The sequence below is a fragment of the Paenibacillus sp. FW507-14B1B genome (assembly GCF_058781425.1).
Genome location: NZ_JBYSWS010000002.1, coordinates 76410 through 99472, shown reverse-complemented (window position 1 = coordinate 99472; position 23063 = coordinate 76410). Strand labels below are relative to the sequence as shown.

Below are 23063 nucleotides of genomic sequence, written 5' to 3'. Positions count from 1 at the left end.
TTTTAATACAGTGAAGTGGCTGTATCTTGTCTTACCGCTTTCTTTTTTTAAAGCTTAAGGAGGTGATCATTAGCAGAAGCATATCGGAAAAATTGGGGATGGCTGTTTTTAGTTTATGAAGCAAGCTGAATGGAGGGAAATGATTGACGACCACTATTAATCGATTTGGTATGTGGGTGTTTGCTTTGATGATCCTTATTCTTACGGGGTTCATCTTGCGTCCTGAAATCGCACACGGGGCTACCGTGGGCAATATTTCCGAATTCGTCAAAAAAGACGATAAAACGTTTGAAATCACTTCCGGCTCAGACAAAATCAAAGTTATTTTTCAAAGGGAAGATATGTTTCGGATTTGGCTTGGCGTAAACGGGCAATTCAAGGAATTGTCAGGGAAAACTTCGGAAAAGCCGAAGGAACCTATCGTCATTAAGGATGATTTTGGACCCGTTAATGTGAAGTGGTCTGACGAAGGTAAGTATTACAAGATGGAAACAGGCAAATTCGTACTAAGAGCCTACAAAAATCCGTTGAAGTTCGCTATGTACCAAAGCGATAACAAAACGGTAGTGTGGGAAGAATCCGCTGGCTTGAACTATAACGGGCAGTCATCTTCTCAACAACTCATCCGCGGTGAGGATGAATATTTCTACGGCGGCGGTATGCAGAATGGATTCTTTAACCATCGTGATCGCAAAATTGCCATTGCTAACAACTATGGGGATTGGGGAAGCGGAACGGTATCGAATCCAGCACCATTCTATTTGAGTACCGCGGGATATGGGGTGCTTCGTAACACGTTCCAAAGTGGTACTTATGATTTTGATTCCACGGTCAAGCTGACTCACAATGAGAATCGGTTCGATGCTTATTACTTCTACGGCGACACCATGAAAGAAATTTTGAATGCTTATACTGATCTTACTGGTAAGCCGTCCTTAATTCCTCGTTGGGGGATGGGACTTGGTGATGCGGATTGTTACAACCGAGCTCCTGAAAAGACATCTGATGTCATTAACCTTATCGCCAAAAAATATCGTGAGCATGATATGCCGGGTGCCTGGATTTTACCGAATGATGGATACGGTTGTGGTTATCAGGACCTGAAATACACGGTTGATGAGCTACATAAGGAAGGTTTCTATACCGGATTATGGACTCAAAATGGTGTAGATAAAATTGCACAGGAAGTTGGTGTAGATGGTACTCGATTAGCCAAACTCGATGTGGCTTGGGTAGGCCCGGGGTATGACTTTGCCTTGGACGCAAGTAAGCAGGCCTATACGGGAATAGAGAATAATTCAGATAGTAGAGGTTATGTCTGGTCCGTAGGCGGCTGGGCTGGTACCCAGCGATATTCCACGGTATGGTCCGGAGATCAGTCCGGTAACTGGGAATATATTCGTTTCCATATCCCGTCGATGATCGGCGCCGGACTTTCCGGAATGCCATATTCGACAGGTGATGTGGATGGGATTTTCGGAGGAAGTGCTAAGACCTACGTGCGCGACCTGCAATGGAAGATCTTCACTCCAATCTTGATAAATATGTCCGGTTGGGCAGCGAAAGATAAACAGCCGTGGGTATGGGGGGAACCATACACAAGTTACAACCGTGATGCCCTTAAACTAAGACAGCGATTAACGCCATATTTGTATACCTATTTAAATGAAGCTTATGAAAGCGGCGCTCCGCAGGTGAGAGGGATGATCTATTCCTATCCAGATGATCCGAACTCTAAGGGAACGTTGACGCAGTACCAATTCATGTCGGGTGAATCCTTCTTAGTAGCGCCAGTATATACCGACACAACAATGAGAAATGGAATTTACCTCCCGAAAGGGAAATGGATTGATTACTGGACAGGTGAGGAACATTACGGATCTAAAATGTTAGATGAATACAATGCTCCACTGGATCGTTTGCCTCTTCTCGTGAAGGGTGGGGCCATTATCCCGATGTACCCTGATTCGTTATATGACGGTCAGGTGGCACCTGATCCAATAACTTATGATATTTACCCTTATAAAACATCAAGCTTTACGATGTATGAAGATGATGGTACATCGAAAGAACATCGTAGTGGCAAATTTGCCAAAACATTAATTACATCTACCGCTCCAGAGCAAGGAACTGGAGATTTGGTCATCAAAGTAGGAGCAAGTGTAGGCGATTATCAAGGGAAGTTGGAATCCCGTAAGAATCAATTTACAATTCACATGCCTGATCAACCTTCTGCTGTTTACGTAGATGAAGCTACTTATCCAGAGTTACAGTCGAAAGCGGCATGGGATAGTGCAACGAGTGGCTGGTATTATGCAGCATCAGAAAAAGGTGGAATCTTATACATTAAAACACCATCCATTTCGACAACTGAGGAATTCATGGTGAAGGTGGCGGGGTTCAAGGCAGATACTACACCTCTGATCGATGCAGTTAAAATTGAGCTTCCTCAGGAGGACACAGATCCAAGTCGTATCCCACAAGAAGATATGATTGCTACAGCATCGAGCAGCGATCCAGCTTCACCGGCATCTAATGTGCTGGATGGCAGCTTCGAATCCATATGGCTCTCCTCTCCAAATGCTGGAGGTTCGCAGAGCATCACATTAGATTTGGGGATCAAGCAGTATGTGAATAAATTGAAATATATGCCAAGACAATACGGTGGCAAAGATGGAACAATTACGGCTTATAAACTGTATACGAGTATGGACGGAACGAACTTCAATCTCGTAAGCAGTGGACAGTGGAATGATGACAAACTAGTGAAGACAATCAATTTTGATACAGTAGAAGCTGTTTTTGTGAAATTAGAAGCCACAGAATCGGTTCAGGGTGTTGTTTCGGCTGCAGAGATTAACCTATATCGTGATCTAACACAGCCTTCACCTACAGCGATTCCTAAGAAGGAAATGACAGCTTCAGCGAAAAGCTTCCAGTCTGGCTCAGAAGCAGCGAAAGCGATTGATGGAGATCGGAACTCTGTATGGCATACCAAATGGGATGGGTCCGATAAGCTCCCACAGTCCATCATTCTCGATTTAGGTAAAGTTCGCAATATTAGCCAATTCCGATATGCCCCAAGAACGGATGCGGGGAACGGTACTATTACTTCATACAACCTATACGTTAGTACAGATGGAGAGACTTATACGAAAGTTTCAAGTGGTACATGGCTTAGAAACAACTTGAAGAAATACATTATTTTTGATAGTGTTTCGGCCCGCTACGTGAAGCTTGAAGCAGTTGTTGCACTTGGAGGTTTCGCGTCGGCTTCTGAGCTTGATGTTTATGAAGCACCAAAGGCAGCACCTGAAGTTCGATTAATTTCAGAAGGTAAGTCTGCAACAGCGGATAGTGTGGATCAAGCACATCCAGCTGGTCACGCTAACGACGGTAACATGGACACATTCTGGTCTGCAGCGGATAAAAACAATGGTCATAGCTGGACGGTTGATCTTGGTGCGTTGCATTCGATTAAATCTTCCGAGGTTTCTTTTGAACACAATAACAAGCCGTATTCATACAAAATTGAAGTTCGGGAGACATCAAGCTCTAACTGGATCACGGTAACGAATCGAGCTGACAATCAGGAAACAGGTACGATCAAGGATTCATTCGGAAGCCAAGGTAGGTACGCTAGAATTACGATTACCGGACTACCTGATGCAGAGTCAAAGGCAGCCATTCGGGAATTTAAGCTGTTCGGTATTCCGCTCGAAGATGGACAAAAGGTTACTGGCATTAAGCTTAATCCTGAGACACTCTCACTTCAGGTGCTTAACGCACCGGTTCAATTGACGGCGATAATTGAACCTGAGAATGCAGGGAACAAGACTGTAAAGTGGGTGAGTAGTGATCCCGGTATTGCAAGTGTTGACAGCAAGGGAATGGTTACACCAAAAGGACAGGGCAAAGCAACAATAACGGCGACGACGGAAGAAGGTGGGTTCTCTGCAACCAGTGAGGTGACGGTTTCGGGTCAAATTAACCTAACTGAAATTCCACAAAGCCAAATGAGTGCTACAGCTACGAGCTCTGAAGCGGGTGTAAATGATCCGCGTCTTGCACTCGATGGAGATCCGGATACACACTGGCATACAAAATGGTTTAACGTTGATCCACTTCCGCAGTCCATCATAGTGAATCTGGGCGGAGAGTACACCATTAGTAAACTTGGGTACTTACCTCGTCCGGATGAAGGCAACGGAACAATTACCGCTTACAACGTGTACACAAGCACAGATGGTGTGAATTACACACTTGTGACAAGCGGGAACTGGCTGAGAAATAAGCAGCTGAAGGAAGCGAATTTCACTCCGGTGAAAGCGACTCATATCAAGCTAGAAGCTGTAAAAGGCGTTGGGGAATTCGCATCTGCAGCTGAAATTACGGTGTATCAAGGACAGCAGGACACCGCTCAAGTGCAGGCTGTATTGAGTGCTGATTCATCTGTGACTTCAGGCCAGCCTTTTGTTATCCGTTATGATGTGAACCATATCTCCGGTAAAGTGTTTGCACAGGATATCACGATTCAGTACGATGCTGATCGCTTGGATTATGTTTCCGCTAAATCACTAATCGAAGGTGTTGCGATTGTAGAAGAGTCAACCAAAACACCTGGTAAGCTTCGTCTAATTATGGCGAGTGAAGGTGCGGAACACGGAATTAGCGGAAATCAACAAATAGCTGAGTTGACCTTCCGGGCGAAGGAAGTATCTGAGACCGTAACCGTTAATATTAGCGTGTCAGATGTACTCTTAGGTGACGAAGAGGGAACAGAGACAACGGCGGCTCCAGCGACAGTATCTGTAGAAGTGAAGCCAGAACAAACAGGAGTATCCGGTGATCTTAACGGCGATGGCAAGGTCAGCATTGGTGATCTGGGTATTGTTGCAGCACACTATGGAAAAGATTCATCAAGTCCAGACTGGCAGCAAGCGAAGCGTGCAGATGTGAATGGTGACGGCAAGATCGATCTCATGGATTTAGCAGTTATTGCTCAGAAAATCGTTCAGTAATCTTTTTCGTGATGAGGAGGGTACAAAGTGATTCGTGAAATATTAACGAAGCGACTTGTACCTGTCATGATTCTGTGCATGGTTCTGCAAACTTTCTCCATGAATCCTTCGGTTAGCGCCTCTGCTTCGAACGTTGATGTTACGAAGCAGAGTGAGCTAACTTTGATCAACAATAAGCGTGTGGAGTCAGCTGTAATCTGGTGGAGTAAGGACAGTAGCTCCACTGTGGCTCAATATGCCGCTTCAGAATTGCAGAGCTACCTCAAGAAGATGACGGGTAGCAAAGTACCAATCGTAAAAGGAATTGCAACTGGCGACAGTAGTGGACTTAACCACCTTACGAGTGCCCTGATTGTTGTCACTGGGGATGATGCAAAGAACTATTCGAATACAAGTCTAGATGCGAACTTCCCTAGTGAATGGCTGAGTTCGGCTAATAACCAGCTTAAAGGTTCGAAAGAAGATTCATTTGTAACCGAGGCTACTGGAAATCGCATTGTACTCGCAGGGGAGAATGATCGAGGAACTTTGTATTCTGCGTATGAAATGCTTGAGAGTTTGGGGGTTCACTTTTTCGCTCCTAATTTCAAGTTCTATAACAATTTCTCAGAATCAGTGCCTCAGGTTAATACGGTGGTCATTTCGGAGTTAATCCATGGACTTCAAGAACCTGATTTCAAGGTTCGAAGAAAGTATGTTGAAGAAGGTTGGAGTCATTCATCGGATAATTTACCTGCACTAATTGATTGGATGGCGAAGAACAAATTGAATACACTAGTGGTTCCTTACGATTATATAGCCGAAGGGAATACACGCTGGGATGATTGGCGTCAGCAAATGATTCCGGAGCTAAGCAAGCGGGATATCGTTGTTGAGGTAGGTGGACATGGGTTTGAAAGTTTCCTTCGTAAGGATAAATACGGTGCAGCTCATCCAGAATGGTTCATCTCTGGATACAACGTATTCAATATTGCGAATGAAGAGGCTGTAGACACCTATGTGAATGAAGTTATTTCTTATCTGAGAGAGCGTCCTGAAATCGGTATTTTCGATGCTTGGCCTCCGGATGTCGCAAGCTGGCCACCTGCCGTTATTGCAAAGTTCGGCAGTTCCGCCAATGCATATGCATATGTCGTCAATAAGCTTCATGCGAAAGTTAAGCAGGAACTGCCTGGTGTCCGAATTGAGGCAATTGCGTATTCCTCACATGATCAACCACCAAGTAGTGAGTATATGTATGATGAGTCCGTACTGATTGACTTCGCACCTTATTTCCGTAGTTACCGTGATTCCGTATTTGATCCGAATTCTTCGGTAAATAAACCATCGGTTAATCTGATCAATAAATGGAGTAGCGTATTTAACGGAGATCTTACCATGTACGAATATTACCGCAGGTATGCATTTCATTCACTTCCAGTTGTATTTCCAAAATTAATCGGTGAGGAGCTTCCTTACTATAAAACGATTGGAATGAATGGAATAGGTACGTACTCAGAGCCAGGAGATTGGATTACGTTTGAAATTACACATCTAATCTTAGCGAAGATGTCCTGGAATTCGGGCTCAAATCCGCAAGAACTGATCAGCGATTATGTGCAAGCTAGATTCGGTATTGCCGCCGGGGAAATGGCTCAATACTTCAATCTGGTTGAGGAAGCGGGCAGAGCAGTATTTAATCAACCGACAGGTGATTATAACAACTTAAATGCCGTAACTAAGGCGCGGAATAACTACTTGCAGTCTAAATCACTACTGTCTGCTGCTATAGAAAAAGCGCCAACCGCAAGTTCTGAGGCATTTATGATTGAGCGATTGGCATGGAATATAGATTTTGCCATTGCGGATACGGAAGCGGAGTTTTACAGATTAGGGAATGATGCAACCAAAGTAAGAGAAGCGAAGCTTCAAGCCCAAGCCTTGTTATATTCCCATCGTTTTGATGGCATCATGCTGCAGAACTCTTACTCTCTTCGTAGATATCTGAGTGGTTTCGGGCAATCGGCTTGGATCTATAAGCTGAATCGCGGAGAACTGAAGCAAGCGCCAATGACTACGTTTGGTACCTACCAGAATAATGACATTGGGAACATTGTAGATGGTAAGGATGAGACGGTCTATTGGTCGAATATCAATCCATCTATTGGAGATTACGTAGGTCTTGATCTTAAGTCCGTTCAGAAGATTAAAGAGATTAACCTACTCATGTCTACTTCCGCGAAACCGAATGATTACATTCGTCAAGGTGTTGTTGAGGTATCTAGTGATTTTAAGGAATGGAGAACGGTAGCTGAGGCGAATAATCAGGCGGAAATTAAACTCTCCCTTGATGAAGATGTAAAAGCAAGATTTATTCGTTTCCGTTCAACAGCATCACAAACGCAGTGGGTTATCGTACGTGAGTTCAAAGTAAATGCGGAAGCCATCGAAGAGCCAGGTGAAGAGGGGAAGCTTCGTACTACCCTCATAACAGATAAGGATGAGATCCGTGCAGGCGAGACTGTTTCCGTAACGCTCGGGATGAAAGACATTCCGAATCCGGCATACGCGTTAGATATTGAGCTGGAATACGATTCAAGTGTTCTGGAGTATGTATCTGCGGAATCTATCAAGGACGGGATCGCCATTGTGGAGGCTAAAACTTCACCTGGTAAAGTACGATTGATCGCTGCGAGTGAGGGACCTGATCATGCCTTGTCAGAAAACTCAGACATCGCAGAGATAACTTTCATAGGAAAGGAAAATCCCGTGTCTGTCACGGGAGAACTTGAAGTGTCTAAGGCCATCCTTGGTGATGCGGAAGGAAAAGAAACAGAAGCGGCAGCTTCGTCAACAAGTGTAACTGTGAATCCGAATTCTACGCCAATTCCAGACAGTGATGTCAACGGAGATGGAAAAGTAAGCATCGGTGACCTCGGTATTGTCGCTTCCCATTACGGAAAGGATTCATCAAGTCCAGATTGGCAACAAGCGAAGCGTGCTGATGTGAATGGTGATGGTAAGATCGACATTGCCGATCTTGCAATCATTGCTAAGAAAATTACGGAGTAACCTTGCATTGAAGGTGGGGCAGCCTTCTCGTCGGCTGCTCTCCTACCTTGCAAGTAAATTGAAGGGAGAAACTTCAAATGCAAGTGCTAAATCAGAAAGCTTGGATGCTTGTAGCAGGGGCATTATTATGTTTTCTCATTATGGGAGGCAGAGCAACTTTAGTAGACGCTGCACCAATGGATTCAACTGATGTAACCGCTTACCACGTTGATTGTTCTGCCACTGTCGAAGGAAGCGGAGCTACAAACAGTCCATTTTCCAAGATAAGTTCCATCAACAACAAGCAATTACAGCCGGGAGATTCTGTTTTGTTTAAGCGGGGATCTACTTGTCTTGGACAATTTGCTCCTAAGGGTTCAGGATCCGAGCAGGCTCCCATCGTAATCGGTGCCTATGGTTCGGGCAATAAACTGCCAATTATTAATGCTGATGGTCAGACCAACGCAATTATTCTGAAGAACATGGCCCACGTCCAAGTAATGGATCTGGAACTGCTTGCCCCCGGTGATAATCGTACAGCGAAGCGCGGTATTTATGTACTAGGTGTGGATGCAGGAGATCTAACGGGTGTTGTGTTAAGAGATTTGTACATACATGATGTTCGGGGTCAAATGCCTTCGACAACGGGCGGTGGAGCGAATTCCAGCTCGGGTAAATTTGGAAACGCATCTGGGGGCATTATTGTCGAAGCACAAGGGACCGTAACACCGACTGCTTATCATGGGATTCAAATCAAGAATAATAGGATAGAAGCGGTAGATCGCGGTGGGATCTATTTCTGGTCTAATTGGTGTAAGAGACCGGACTTAAGTCGTTGGGCGAATGACTGCACGGCCGCTTGGTACCCTCATAAGGATGTGCTTATTCAGGGCAATCAATTATCTGACATCGGAGGAGACGGAATCGTAGCCAAGATGACAGATGGGGGTCTTATCGAACGTAATGTTCTTGATGGGTTCAATGTACGCGCTAAATCTTACAATGCCGGCATGTGGACAGCTAACTCTGATAACATTATTTTTCAATACAATCGCACCACTGGCGGTGTAAGTACACTGGATGGAATGGCTTACGATATTGATCATGCGACGAATCATGTGACCTTTCAATATAATCTCTCCTACAACAATGAAGGGGGATTCTTCCTCTTCTGTCCGGATTCAGCGAATACGAAAGATTTTATCGTAAGATACAATATTTCGATCAACGACCGTGCGCAAATATTCTTACATGGTTGTGGCGGTAAAATTGTAAATGGAAAAATATACAACAACACGATTTATATCGGAGATGGCTTGTCCCCTAATGTCTATTCACAGAACAATTCACCGATTCAGAATGTGGAGTTCTTCAACAACATTGTTTATAAAGAGGGTTCGGGTACTGTCGGATGGGGCCTCAATTCAAATGCGTTCAAGATGGATCGCAATGTGCTTCACGGACTTTCTTCAATCCCTTCTTGGGCTACGAATTCGATGACGATTGACCCGATGTTCTTGAATGCTGGAACGCTTGAACCTAATGACTATCGCTTGAGAGAAGGTTCACCGGCAATAGGCGCAGGAGTCTTGATTAACGGTAACGGGGGGAAGGATTATTTCGGTAACCTTGTTTCCAGTACATCTGTTCCGAATATCGGAGCATATGAGGGGAATGGCATACCCGCGACTCCTGAAGAAGGCTGTAAACCAACCCTTAATACAAGATATGAACAGGCGATTGCGAATCAAGGAGAAGCAGTCATTACAGCTGAACTGACCAACACATGTGCTAGTAATTTTACAGGGTTAATTCTGTCTCCGAGTGGTCCAGACAAAGTGATCATTACCCCGTCAACAAAGACGATAGCCAATCTGGCACCAGGTGAAACGACGAACACCGAATTTAGAATACAGGATACTGCAAATGAAGCCGTAAGTGTATACCCTGTCAATATTTCTGTAGCTAATGCTCAAGGTAAAGTGTTAGTCCATTCACTTACAGAGATAGAGCTGATTGCATCTTTGTGGAAAAAGATAGTGGCAGAGAATTTTGAGAGCATGACAATTGAGCAGTCTCCATCTGGATGGGAAACAAGTGGCAACAAACCACCCGTCATTAAACAAACTGAAGACAATAAAGCACTTCAGTTAGTTCAGTCAAGCACACTAAACAAAAGTGTTTGGACGTTCCCTGAACAGGGGAATTCCATCAAGTTGGTAGCCAAAGTAAAGCCAGGGCAGAAAAACACTCCTCTTGGTTTGCACTACTTGGATGCTCAGGATGGGGAAGTTCTGAAGCTTAGCCTCAATTTATTAGGAACTGTTAGTTACACCAAACAGGGAACCTTTATTGACTCTACAACTTCTTATTCGGATGATCGATGGCAGACAATAGAAGCTATTATTGATCGTACTAGCTCTGAGTATATTGTCTTCATAGACGGCGATAGAGTAGGCAAGGGGAAGCTGGGCCCTAGTAGCAAATCCATTACTAAACTAAGACTTCAAGTTCCCAGCGGAAACACGAGCGGTAGTTTTCTTGTCGATGAGGTGTCTATAGAGGTGCCTGATACCAGTCCGAATAACAAGGAGTTCAGAACGGTACTTAGTGCACCAAAAACAGCTAATCCTGGTGAAATGATATGGGTTAATTATGGTGTTGAGCAAGCAGAGTCATTCACAGCCCAGGATGTCGTGTTTAACTATGATGCTGATGTTCTGGAATACAACAACATTGCTTATGCACCTAGTTTAAATATTGTCTCTGAGAAGGAACTAAATCCAGGTTCAGTACGATTTATTGTGGCGAGTAATGGCATAGAGAATGCTGTGATTGGTGATCAGTTTCTTTTTGGCCTTCTATTTGAAGTAAAACTTGCTGAGGGGAACTCTACCGCGAATGTAGAGGTTAAAAGTGCATTATTTGGGGACGCAGACGGGAATGAATTTACTGCCGAACTAGCTTCGACATCTTTCGAGATTGGCACAGATACGATTATCTACGATATTAACGGAGATGGCAAAGTGAGCATTGGCGATCTCGCGATCGTAGCTACGCATTATGGAAAAGATCTATCGAGTCCGGATTGGGAGTACGTTAAGCGCGCTGATCTGAATAAAGACGGAAGGATCGACATTACGGATCTTGCTCAACTAGCGACACAAATTGTGAATCAATAATACACGCTGATATCCTAAAACGAAAATTTAAAAGATGAGGGTGAGAATTGATGAGAAGCATGGGATTGGTTCAAAAGAGAGTAATGGTGACTCTTATGGCTGTGATTATGAGCTGGATTTTCATGGCGAATCCGGCAGTGAACGCGGAGACACCTGAAGCAGGGACTTCAGCGACTTTGGTTGGGAGTAAAAGCATTGTCGCACCGGGGGAATCCTTTACTGTGAAATATGGAGTCACTAGTGTATCTAGTGCGGTGTATGCACAGGACTTGACGTTTGAATATGATCCGGCTGTCATGGAATATATTCCAGATTCCATTCGCTCTCTTCAAGAAGGTGTAATTGTTGTCAACGAACCAACGATAAGTACTCCTGGAAAAATAAGAGTTTTCTTGGCGAGTTTGGGTAGTCAATATCCAATTACAGGGGATGCTGAAATCGTTGAACTTGGATTCAAAGCAGCAAATGTAGCACAGGATCAAGGCGGAAATCTCCAGTTAACCCAAGCCATCTTAAGTAATGAGCAAGGAGAAGAATCTGTTATTACCCCGGTGTCCTTCACGATTCAAATTAAAACAAAGACGGGATCATCTGAAGACGTAAATGGTGATGGCAAGGTGAGTGTCGGAGACTTGGCGATTATCGCTGCAAAGTATGGTATGGATTCTAGCAACCCGGACTGGGATAAGGTGAAGCATCTTGATCTAGATGGCAGTGGTGCAATTGATGTTGCGGATCTAGCGATGGTAGCTAAGAAAATAGTAGAACAAGAGTAAATGTTAGCTAGGCGAAAAATGATGATCTATTACTAAGGAGGAATTTTTTTGAAGAAGTTCGCGACAATTTTTCTTACCATTATGATGGTAGCGGCTATGTTGCCATTTACAGCGATGGCCAATTCGACAGAACAACAGGAACAAGCTGATCCCAGACTCGTGCTTAGAGCGGAGAATCAACAAATTCGCAATGCTAATTTTACGAATCTAGATAACAAGGTAGACGCGCTTAAAGCATTAGATGAAGGCACTATTATTGTACGCTTTCGCTACACAGGTTCTTCGATCATGTCCTTATTCTCACTGAGCAATAATACACTACCCAATGGACATTTCCATCTTTACATTACACCTTCTGCAATCGGAAGTGAGAATCGATATGAAGAGCCTGGGAAGACAGCGTCAAATACTCACGTTAAAGCAGATGTTACAGTGAAAGAAAATGAAGTGCATACCGTTGCTATGGTCATGGATAAAGAAGCTGGCTACAAATACTTCCTCGATGGAAAGCTTGTCAAGCAGGACACAACGACAGCTAAAAAGTTTCTAAACAATATCTATGCTCCAAACCGCGCAGAGCTAGGCAGAACTGAGCGTAAAGCTGGGTCGAATAATTATCCGTTTAATGGTGAGATTGATTTCGCAGAAGTGTACAATGAACCTCTTTCAGATCAGGATCTCATCGCAGTCACCGGTGTAACTGCTAAAACACCGGTTCAAAATCCTTTGCCTGATAATGCATTAATTACAGAGCCGCATAGCGTTTTTTATCCAGGTCTATATGGATCGAATGCATACCGTATTCCAGCACTTCTGTACACAGAGGCGGGAACACTCATTGCAGGTATCGACAAGCGTATCAATCATGGTGGTGATTCACCAGCTAACATTGATATGTTGGTAAGACGAAGCTTTGATAAAGGTAAGACTTGGGAGAATGACGGAGTTTTGATTAATAACTACCCTGGTAATGCCTCGAACATTGATCAGGCGTTATTACAGGATAAGGATACAAAGCGGATCTTCTCTCTGGTCCTTGGATTCCCTGAGGGTGGTGGATTCCCTACATCGCAAAGAGGCACGGGCTACAAGACGATTGACGGAAAAAAATACTTACTCCTGAAAGATTCCAGTAATCAGGAATATACGGTTCGCGAGAATGGCGAAGTCTACAACAGTTCAAATGTAAAAACAACTTATAAAGTGGACTCCTTAAGAAATTTATACAACAACAATGTTAAGATCGGGAACATCTTCCTTAGTAATTCACCGCTTAAGCCACTTGTAACTTCATATCTTGAGCTGTGGCATAGCGATGACGAGGGAGCAACTTGGGAAGGTCCAGTCAATCTAAATCCGGAAACGAAAGAAGACTGGATGGTGTTTCTCGGAGCAGGACCAGGAACAGGTATTCAATTGACTAAAGGGGAACATGCTGGAAGACTCGTATTTCCTGTGTATTTTACGAATGAGAATAATAGGCAGGCTAGCGCTACAATTTATAGCGATGATCATGGAGCAACATGGCATCGTGGAGAGTCGCCGAACCATGGTCGAATCGTAAATGGAGTAACGCTTGATGAGAGAACCTTTAACGGTTCTGCTAACGAGATTACGGAAGCCCAAGTATTAGAAATGCCAGATGGACAATTGAAAATGTTCATGCGTAATTACTCGGGTTATGCTCAAATTGCAACGAGCTTTGATGGTGGAGAGACTTGGGATTCTGAAGTGGTGACAGAGCGTGACCTAATAGCAGCTTACTGTCAAATGACAGCTATTCGTTTTGACGGTCAGATTGACGGACACGAAGCCGTAATCTTTGCAAGCCCTGGTAATTCGTCAAGTCGAATTAACGGAACGGTAAAAGTTGGTTTGATTAAGGAAGAAGGCAAACACGCCAATGGCAGAACGAAGTATAAGTTCGACTGGAAGTACTCTCAGTTAGTTAAGGAAGGTCATTATGCGTATTCCAGTTTAGCGAATCTGGGTAATGGAGAAATCGGTTTGTTCTATGAAGGAACAGGTAGTGAAGCGATGAGTTTCATTAAATTCAACACAGAGTATCTCAAATGGCAACGTCAAGGACAATTGCCGAATCCTTCATTAACTTCGATTCAACTTGAATCCGTACAATCAGATGGATATGTTGCTAACGATAAAGTACAGATTAAAGCTGTTTTTGATCAATATGTGATGCTTAATGGTAACCGAACTTTGAAAGGCAAGATTGGTGAAAATGATGTGGTCTTTGAACTTAAAAAATCCAATACAGCAGGTACGGAGTATGTATTTGAAGCTGAATTCCCTGAGCTTGCTCCAGGTGAATATCCACTCGAAGCAGGATTCAGCACAAGTCTAGACATTAGAAATACGTTTGGAATCGCGTTAGACACACAATCGAGTATCAATAAACTGAGTACGGTTATTAAATCCAAAGCTGCGACAGAAGAACAAGGTACTTCATCAACGCTGACAGGTCCTAATCAAGTACGTTCTGGTGAGGATTTTAAAGTTCAATTAAGCCTGAATCAAATCAAGGATCCTGTGTTCGCGCAAGATATTACCGTACAATTCAATACAGACATTATGGATTTCGTATCTGGAACCTCGATCATTGATGGTGTGCAGTTAGTAGAAACAGTCGATTCAGTATCTGGGCAGAGCCGATTCATCCTTGCAAGCACGGGGGCGGATCATGCGGTATCAGGTAATGTTCAGTTGATGGAACTTAACTTTAAAGCGAAACAATTACTTGAAGCTAAGTCTGGTGAAATTCGGATATCTGATGTAACTACAGGAGATGCGAACGGAGTCGAGTCGAAAGTGACAGGTTCCGCTTTGACAGTTAATGTTTCACCTGAGAATACGGGCATCTCTGGCGATCTTAACGGCGACGGCAAGATCAGCATCGGTGACCTTGGAATTGCAGCATCCCATTATGGAAAGGATTCAACAAGTCCAGATTGGGATAAAGCGAAAATTGCAGATCTGAATAAGGATGGAAAAATTGATATCTCTGATCTTGCAGCCATCGCGACAAAATTAGTGGAGTAAGAAGTAGAGGCGGGGAGATATGCAATAATTGATATCTTCCCGCTCATTTGATTGTCTCGATTCGATATGAATATCATGAACAAATTTGATAGCGGTTAGGAGGAAATGTACTTTGAAGAAAAGATTATCCTCTATTTTATTGGCTACATGTATGGTGTTCAGTACACTCCCCATATTCTCTTCGATTTCAGAAGCAGCAGGGAGTAGCCAGTCTTTGCTTAATATTGGTTTTGGGGGTTCGTTCTCGACGGAGAAAGGATACACAGCCTCTACAGGTGAAACGATGGACGGAGAGGTAAATCGTCGTTCTGGTAATGAGCAACTTGTATTTGGAGAAGGTGTTGTATTGGGTGGTGGTACAAATGGGATAGAATTCCGCACCGTAAATCCGTATGGGACCAGCACAATCGATGAACCATTTATCGTAGAAGCTGTCTTTAAGCCCCAGAGCTCGCAAAATACCTTAGGTACATTAATGGGGGTAATGGGCAATTTGTATGCGAGATACCAATCCGCTACTACGCTGGAATATGGCTTTGCCGTGAACAACAACGGTAGCTGGACAGAGTATAAGGGCACGACCTCAGCACCTGAATCGGGTAAAGAGCATGCTATTGCTCTCGTTTATCAGCCTACACCTTCGGGAGCAGAATTAAGGGCATTTTTGAATGGTAAAGAGTTGACGCCAGCGGTATCTAAGAATGGCCGTGCAGCTATAAGTGGTGGGGGCAGTGAGAAAGGAAAATTCAGTTTCGGTAATGAGGTTCATTCAGCAGCGCTTAATCGTGGTTTCAAAGGTTCTATATCCCACGCTGTGGTGACGGGCTATCAGGGGGAATTTAGTCCTTCTCTATTAAAGACGATGAGCCTTTCAAGCATTACTAAACATTTGGGGGTCAGAGCTCTAGGCACAATGAATCAAACACAATACATCCCATCAGAGGATGAGTTAGTCAGAGGAACGCTAAATGTGGAAGGAGGTCAAATCACAGGACTTGGACGTCTAAAAATGAGCGGCGAACAATCAAAGATTGTGTTCGCTCCTAGTCATAACTTTAATAATGAAGGGAGGTTTGATGCTGATTTTGCTGCCGAAATATCGGCTGCTCCTTCTTCAATACAACCTGGAACGGTAGTGTTTGACATTGGAGGAGCTATTACGGTTCGTCGGTCTTCACAAGAGTCTTTGGAGATTGTAAGTCATTCGGAGACTTTAACGACCGTTAATATTGAAGGGAAATTGACAGGTGATTATATTCATTTATCGCTTGTCTACACAGGAAATAGTGATGGAACTGCCTCAGTTAGTCTGTGGAAAGGTCAAGAACAGCTAGGTGAGACGTTAACATTATCTGAAATTCCAGCTGTTACTAAAGATTCCATCGTCTTTGGTGGTGTATCAGGAGTATCAACTGACAAGGCAAGTTTGAAGGGTGAAGTGTACGGAGTTGCTTTCGGCACTTTGGAAGGAAACTTCAAGCCTGAACTGCTTGGGCTTCTAGGGGGTCCATGTCTGATACCTACGGATCTTAATCCTGGCTACCGAATTCCTATCAATCAGAATGAATGTCCAGCAGCACTTGCTGCAAAAGCATCTTTAGTACGACCGGAACCTCGCCAGGTCACATGGCAGGAATATGAACAAACTGCCTTCTTACATTACGGAATCAATACTTACTATGACGTTGAATGGGGGGATTTTAACGAAGACCCGAACAGATTCCAACCTACAGATCTAGATACAGATCAGTGGGCCAAAACATTGAAGGATAGCGGATTCAAGATGGCGATACTAACCGTCAAACATCATGATGGGTTCCTTCTGTATCCTTCAAGGTACACGGATTTTAGTGTGAAAGGGAGTACGTGGCAGAACGGAGAAGGTGATGTTCTTCGTGAATTTGTAACATCCATGCGTAAATACGGTATCAAAGTCGGCGTGTACCTGTCTCCAGCAGATCATCGAGCTTATACCGAAGGTATATTTGGCAATGGAAGCAAGCCTAGCTTACGGAATATTCCTACTTTGGTTGAAGGAGATGATCGTGCTAATAACAGCGAACTTCCGAGGTTTAATCTACCTGCAACGGATTACGGCTCAAGAATGCTTAATCAGTTATATGAGGTGTTAACGGAGTATGGAGAGATTGATGAAGTCTGGTTTGATGGCTCGCAAGGCAACATTCCAGGCAATCGATCGGAGAAATATGACTGGGAGAGCTATTACTCCCTTATTCGTTCACTTGCTCCCAATGCCGTAATTGCTGTATCTGGAAATGATGTTCGCTGGGTAGGTAACGAATCCGGCCGTGCAAGAGAGAACGAATGGAGTGTTCTGGGAGCGAAAATGGATGAAGAAGGAAAACAGGTCTATCACCCTTCTTATAGCTCATCGGATCTAGGAAGTCGGAGTGCATTAGCAGATGCTGCTGCAAAAGGGATGGAGTATTTAACTTGGTTCCCGGCTGAGGTAGATGTAAGTATACGTCCAGGTTGGTTCTATCATGCCAATCAGCAGCCGAAATCTGTTGCAGAGCTTAGGAACATTTATTATCAGTCCATTGCTCGAAATTCAGTTCTGTTACTGAATATCCCGCCAGATAAACGTGGAAAACTTCCGGATGCAGATGTTGCGCGCCTAAAGGAATGGAGTCTGCGAATGAAACGTGATTTTGCCGTGAATCATGCTACTCGTGCTGTTGTTAGTGCAGAGAACGGTGCAGCAGGATCTGATCCGAACAAAGTAATTGACAGAAACAATAAGACATCATGGCAATCTTCATCCGTTCAGCCGAGCACCCTTACCTTTAAGCTTAATCAAGCAGTTGAGGTTGATAAGGTGCTTATTCAGGAAGATATTACGCAGGGGCAACAAGTGGAATCATTTGCGGTAGATGTCCGTAAAGCTTCTGGGGAGTGGGAACAGATAGCAACTGGAGGAGTTGTCGGTTATAAACGCGTTCTTTTGCTTCAAAATGCTGTAACGGGCACAGAGTTCAGAATCCGCATTCTGAAATCAAGAGGTCCTGTTCATTTGGCAGAAGTTGGACTATATCCAACGGTTGCTCAAATCGCGGATACAACGGAGCTAGATGCACTAATTCAGGACTCAAAGAGTTTCCATGATCAAGCTGTGGAAGGAAATAAAACGGGACAGTATCCGGTAGGTTCCAAGCAAATATTGAATCATGCGATTCAGGCTGCCGAGCGAGTTTCGAGTGATCTGACTTCCACGCAAGAACAAGTGATCACGGCTAAGGATCAGTTACAAGCTGCACTTGATAAATTCAAATCGTCCGTCAATGGTGAGCAGATCTTAACGTCAACCATAACGGGGCCGGATAAGGTAAATGAAGGCGAACCGTTCACTGTTAAAGTTGGGTTGAACAATGTTTCGGAACAAGTATTTGCAATAGATATGACGGTTCAGTTTGATGAACAGACCATGGAGTTTATATCGGCTAATTCGTTAGTAGAAGGAGTTCAGGTCGTAGAAACCGTCACAAAAGTTCCGGGCCAAGTTCGAATTATTGCAGCGAGTGAAGGAGCAGATCATGCTGTAAAAGTAGATACTGATATCTTGAATCTCGAATTACGGACTAAGAAAAGTGCTGGAGGTTCTTCGGGGAAAATCTCCATTTCTGAGATGATTCTTGGTGATGAAAATGGAACAGAAACGAAGGCACTAGCTTCGTCAATCACGTTTGATATTACTACGGATACACCTGGATACTCTGGCGATCTGAACGGAGATGGAAAGGTAAGTATCGGTGATCTGGGTATCATGGCCGCACATTACGGTAAAGATTCCACAAGTACAGATTGGACTAAGATTAAGCATGCAGATCTGAACAACGACGGGAAAATCGATATCGCTGATCTTGCGGCACTAGCTAGAAAGATTATCGAATAGGAATACCAGAACATATGGCAGCCTCAGGACAAAGCACTGTGACAAAAACTTGCTGATCTTGGGGCTGCTATTTTTAAACGATTAATATGAGAGGGGTACGCATAATGCAAATAGGCAACAAAAGGTTGTTCAGACGAACAGCTGCGGTGCTGTCGATCTGGATCGTTTGTTCTCAGATACTTAGCAGTTTATTACCGATTAACGGCATTATAGGTTCAACATTGCATGCGGATGTACAGCCGGCTGTAGATAGAACAGTGGGGGATCAGGATTTGTCCCTATGGTATCGACAGCCCGCAACGAATTGGGAGACACAGGCTCTACCGATTGGAAATGGACACATGGGCGGCATGGTTTTCGGAGGCGTCTTACAAGAGCGTATTCAATTTAATGAAAAGACGCTATGGAGCGGTGGACCTGGTGCAGATCCAAATTATCAAAACGGGATTAAAGATGGTGCGCAGGCCCATGTTGAAACGATAAGACAACTTTTAAAGGAAGGAAAGGTCAATGAAGCTAAGGCGCTTGTAGGGAAAATAACAGGTGTCATGGGTGCTGGAGATAGTTCCTTTGGGGCTTATCAGGCATTTGGAGATGTATTTCTGGATTTTAATCGTCAATCAGCTTATACCGTAACGGCAAGCTCAGATAATCCGCAATACGGTGAACCGATTTCGAATCTAACAGATGGCTCAGCGGATACGAAATGGTATTCAGGCGATGGAACACCTCCCTTCTGGGTGCAATGGGCTTATGAAGAATCCAAGATCATTACTGGATATTCATTCACTTCAGGAAATGATGTCCCGGACCGAGATCCGAAGAACTGGACGCTAAAAGGTTCGAATGATCGGCAGCAGTGGACCGTTTTGGACACAAGAAGTAATGAAGAGTTTGCGAGTCGGAAGTTGAAGAAATCTTATACATTTGCCAATAGTACAGCATTTAAGTTTTATAAATTTGATCTGGTAAGCAAAGGTGGAAGTAAAATTCAATTATCCGAAATGGAGATGACATCTACTTCTGATAACAATGGCAGTCAGACTTTCTCGGATTATCGGCGTGAACTGGATCTTAATGAGGCAATGGCAAGAGTGTCTTATACATCCAACAATGTGAAATACAAACGGGAGTATTTTATAAGCTATCCCGATAAGGTCATGGTTATGAGACTGACCACGGAAGAGAATCAGCCGATGACCTTTGATATTCGTCTTACCGGTGCTCAGCCGTCCAATAGTGTGAAGGCAGAAGGGAAGAAGCTGATTTTAAGTGGTAAAGTCCCAAGCAATAAGATGGCGTATGAGGCTCAGCTTCAAGTGCAGCATGAAGGAGGAAGTGTGTCAGCGAATAATGGGAAATTAACTGTGAACGGGGCGACTAATGTCACGATCCTGATGACCGCTGCAACAGATTATGCGAACGACTACCCAACTTACAAGAGTGATAAGACGCCAAAAGAAGTTGTTGAAGCCAATCTTGGAGCGGCAGCAATAAAGTCGTTTGATCAGCTGCGTGTCTCCCATGTGACAGATTATAAAGAGTTGTTTGATCGAGTTTCTTTTGATCTAGGTGGATCGGTAGCGAATATTCCAACGAATGAGCTTTTGAACGGTTACAAAACAAATGCTAGCGAGTCAGAGAAAAGAAGCCTTGAGGCATTATTCTTCCAATATGGACGTTATCTACTTATCGCATCCTCACGGGAAGGCTCACTTCCTGCCAATCTGCAAGGGGTGTGGAATCAAGTGAACAATCCACCTTGGAATAGTGACTACCATACCAATATCAATGTGCAGATGAATTATTGGCCTTCCGAAGTCGTGAATCTAGCAGAAACGGACATTCCTTACATTGATTACATTGATTCACTGCGTGAACCGGGTAGAGAGACGGCGCAAAGACATCATGGTATCGAAGGGGAAGGCTGGGCTATTCATACGGTAAATAACCCGTTTGGTTATACGGCACCTGGATCTGACTTCTACTGGGGCTGGTCTCCAGCGGCGAATGCCTTCATGGTTCAACAAGTGTGGGATCACTATGCATTCAGCGGAGACAAAGATCTATTAAGGGGTCAGGTGTATGACATTATTAAAGAAACTACACAATTTTGGGTGAAGTACCTGATCGAAGACTCTGATGGAAGTCTTGTCTCATCTCCTTCGTATTCTCCAGAGCAAGGGGATGTTTCCATCGGTGTGTCATATGATCAGGAATTAATCTGGGAGTTATTTACACAGTTCATAAAGGCAAGCGAGATTTTAGGTGTGGATGAAGCGCTTCGTAGTGAGGTCATGGAGAAACGTAGCAAGCTCTGGATGCCGAAAGTTGGGCGATGGGGACAGGTTCAGGAGTGGAAGAACGACATTGATAGCCCTACCGATCAACATCGGCATATCTCGCATTTGATCGGATTATATCCAGGAACGCTTATCAATGAAGTAGATAATCCGGAGTTGTTTGCAGCAGCAAGAGTTACATTGAATTCGCGTGGAGATGGGGGAACGGGCTGGAGTAAAGCGAACAAGATCAATTTATGGGCACGTCTGCTAGACGGTAATCGTGCACACAAACTGTTAGGGGAGCAACTCAAGGGCAGTACACTTGAAAATTTGTTCGACACACATCCTCCTTTCCAAATCGACGGTAACTTTGGAGCCACTTCCGGAATTGCGGAGATGCTTCTGCAAAGCCATGCAGGAAGTATTGATTTATTAGCAGCTTTACCAGACTCATGGCCTACTGGAAATGTTACAGGGCTTGTTGCAAGAGGTGGATTTGAAGTGGATATGAGCTGGGAAGGTACGATTCTTAGAGAAGCAATGATTACTTCGAAGCAAGGAAATAAAGCTACAGTGAAATATTCTGGATTTGCAGAGCTCAATAAAACGAAGGTTGTACATGTTGGAAGCGGGGAACCTGTCAACTATACAGCGAATGGGAATGTGATTGAATTCCCAACAGTGAAGGGACAGCAGTATAAAATTGTGTCTAGTCGAAAACCGCCGGTTCTTCCGATCAAAGTCGATGATAAAGATTCGTCCATTGTATACACCGGAGTGTGGAGTCCTTACAGTAATCCTAGCAACTACCAGGGCACGGAAAGCTTTAGTAATGAGAAAGGTGCTTCTGCATCCTTCACGTTTACTGGGACCTCCATTAAATTCATCAGTGCACTTCAGCCGAACCACGGTTATTTCGATGTGTATCTTGATGGAGAGCTTGTGGCAGAAGGTGTGGATGGATATGGTCCAGCAACATTGAAACAGCAGGTTTTATTCCAAAAAGCAGATCTATCAAAAGAGGAACATACGATCAAGATCGTGGTGAAGGGTACAAAGAATAATGCCTCTTCGAATACAATCGCGATGATCGATGCTTTTGAATATGTACCTGTTGTCGATGATGAACCTGAAGAATCTGCTGCTATGACTTTATCCGGTCCTAAGTCGGTTAATCAAGGGCAGAGCTTTACTGTAGACCTGGGTATTACCCATGTCACAGACGCAGCTTATGCACAAGACATTCGATTGAAATACGACGAAAATCTTCTTGAGTTCATCTCGGGTGAATCTGTGTCGAATGGTGTTCAGGTATTGGAGTCAAAGAATGATCCAAATGGAGCACTTCGTCTGATTACGGCAAGTACAGGCGCTGATCATGCCATAAAAGGTGATGCAAAACTTCTCGAACTGAATTTCAAAGCGAAGCTCGTTACCAAGTCAGAAGGTGCCAACATAAAAGTAACCAGTGCTTTGTTTGGTGATCAGAATGGACAGGAGAAAGAAGTGGGTACCTCAAGTATCCAGATTGAGATTAAGGAAGATGAACAACCGCCGGTTCGTTCCGAAGACTTGAATGATGATGGCAAGGTGAGCATTGGCGATTTAGCGATTGCGGCTTCCCATTATGGTAAAGACAAGAATAGTCCGGATTGGCAAACCGCACAGCGTGCAGATATTAACAATGACGGTAAGGTCGATATTATGGATCTGGCTGTTATTGCTCGGCGAATATTGAACTAAATCACAAGTTTATTTGTTCTTAAAGGGCCCTTTAAGGGCCCGCTCCTTCTTAATAT

The 23063-nt window shown here is 43.9% G+C and carries 7 protein-coding genes; all 7 read left to right on the top strand.

Annotated features, from left to right (window positions below; all coding sequences use genetic code 11):
- Positions 1-143: 143 nt before the first annotated feature.
- The 7 genes from AC3WJJ_RS08600 to AC3WJJ_RS08570 all read left to right on the top strand — a co-directional run bounded on the left by AC3WJJ_RS08600 (position 144) and on the right by AC3WJJ_RS08570 (position 23007).
- Positions 144-5021, top strand: coding sequence for a discoidin domain-containing protein (locus tag AC3WJJ_RS08600; RefSeq protein ID WP_492539766.1), 4878 nt, complete (start codon positions 144-146; stop codon positions 5019-5021).
- Between the two features lie 27 nt (positions 5022-5048).
- Positions 5049-8072 (top strand): DUF4838 domain-containing protein, encoded by a 3024-nt coding sequence (locus AC3WJJ_RS08595; RefSeq protein WP_492539764.1) that lies wholly within the window; start codon positions 5049-5051, stop codon positions 8070-8072.
- 77 nt (positions 8073-8149) lie between these two features.
- Positions 8150-11233, top strand: a complete 3084-nt coding sequence (locus AC3WJJ_RS08590) for a dockerin type I domain-containing protein (protein WP_492539762.1) — start codon at positions 8150-8152, stop codon at positions 11231-11233.
- 59 nt (positions 11234-11292) lie between these two features.
- Positions 11293-12009 carry a cohesin domain-containing protein gene (locus tag AC3WJJ_RS08585; protein ID WP_492539760.1) on the top strand — a complete coding sequence of 239 codons (717 nt, stop codon included), beginning with the start codon at positions 11293-11295 and terminating at the stop codon, positions 12007-12009.
- 48 nt (positions 12010-12057) lie between these two features.
- Positions 12058-15066 (top strand): sialidase domain-containing protein, encoded by a 3009-nt coding sequence (locus AC3WJJ_RS08580; RefSeq protein WP_492539758.1) that lies wholly within the window; start codon positions 12058-12060, stop codon positions 15064-15066.
- A 112-nt stretch (positions 15067-15178) separates the two neighbouring features.
- Positions 15179-18979, top strand: a complete 3801-nt coding sequence (locus AC3WJJ_RS08575) for an alpha-L-fucosidase (protein ID WP_492539756.1) — start codon at positions 15179-15181, stop codon at positions 18977-18979.
- A gap of 104 nt (positions 18980-19083) precedes the next feature.
- On the top strand, positions 19084-23007 hold the full coding sequence (locus tag AC3WJJ_RS08570; protein ID WP_492539754.1) for a glycosyl hydrolase family 95 catalytic domain-containing protein: 3924 nt from the start codon (positions 19084-19086) through the stop codon (positions 23005-23007).
- The last annotated feature ends 56 nt before the right edge of the window (positions 23008-23063 follow it).

Bases quoted from the DNA above. Each gene is read 5' to 3' on its own strand.
- AC3WJJ_RS08585 (WP_492539760.1), top strand. From the start codon at position 11,293: ATGGGATTGGTTCAAAAGAGAGTAATGGTGACTCTTATGGCTGTGATT.
- AC3WJJ_RS08570 (WP_492539754.1), top strand. From the start codon at position 19,084: ATGCAAATAGGCAACAAAAGGTTGTTCAGACGAACAGCTGCGGTGCTG.
- AC3WJJ_RS08590 (WP_492539762.1), top strand. From the start codon at position 8,150: ATGCAAGTGCTAAATCAGAAAGCTTGGATGCTTGTAGCAGGGGCATTA.